The sequence below is a fragment of the Paraburkholderia humisilvae genome, from assembly GCF_902859855.1.
Lineage (GTDB): Bacteria > Pseudomonadota > Gammaproteobacteria > Burkholderiales > Burkholderiaceae > Paraburkholderia > Paraburkholderia humisilvae.
This window is the reverse complement of the sequence record NZ_CADIKH010000402.1, coordinates 1-945: the sequence shown is the minus strand read 5'-3', so window position 1 is coordinate 945 and position 945 is coordinate 1. Positions and strand designations below refer to the sequence as shown.

Below are 945 nucleotides of genomic sequence, written 5' to 3'. Positions count from 1 at the left end.
GGGAGGTTCCTCCGTCGAGCCGAGCCGCACCACAACCTGGTCAGGCAATACGACGTCCGGCTCGAACTGCGCCTTATCCCAAGGCAGCCGGTACACGACGCTGGAAAGACGTACTTCGCCGAGCATCCCAACGTAGTAGGCCACACGCAGCAGCCCGTCCGGGCCAAGGTCGACGGCATCGAATTGCTTGCGGGGTTTGCGATAGTCGGTCGCCATCGGTGGCAGCGCGATTGCCTGCCAGGTCTGGCCGCCGTCGGCAGTGCGCCATACATTAGGTCCCCAGCCGATTGCGTAGCCGCGCTGCGGGTCGAGAAACTTGAGATAGCTGATGTTGCGGTCCTCTGGCCACTTCAATTGTGTCCAGGTCCTGCCGCCGTCGATCGAGCGCCACAGTCTGGTAATCTGTGGAGCCAGGCCGTTCACAGGCTCCTGGCGCGTAAAGTCCATCCAGCCGGTGCTGATGTACTGCGCCGCCCAGTCCTTTGAATACCACCAGGCACCATCCTGCGCTTGCTGCTGGAAGTAGCGTGTCATTCCCGAGTCAAGCGTTCCGCGGATAAAGCTCGCAGTGGAACGACTTAGCCTTTCCCCTGAATTATTCATCCACGGCTCAGTATGTTCGGCGATTTCCGGATTCTTCCATTCACTCGCGGGCTTAAATGGCGTATCGGGCCCAGTAACCTTGAGCGTCATCACTTCACTATCACGAATCCGGAAAGCCCCTCCACCATAAGGTTTGTCGTTTCTCATAAAGGCGTCCGAGACGTTTTCCCACGCGGGTGTGGTCATTTTCTGATATCCATAGTTCAACGCGAGCAGCGCTGCAACGGCGCCAATACATATTTTCCAGAGCCGTGGCCTTCGCATTTCACTTCACCATGAGGCGCTGCAGCGCGTTGTTCACCGCGTTGATTGTTCCGTTCACGAAGTCACCGGCTTTCTTCG

At 58.1% G+C, this 945-nt stretch carries 1 protein-coding gene; it reads right to left on the bottom strand.

Features of this window, described 5'->3' with window-relative positions; translation table 11 throughout:
• Positions 1-789: WD40/YVTN/BNR-like repeat-containing protein (locus tag HV796_RS42780; protein ID WP_425497126.1), on the bottom strand; the 789-nt coding region annotated here is incomplete at its 3' end.
• Positions 790-945: the final 156 nt, after the last annotated feature.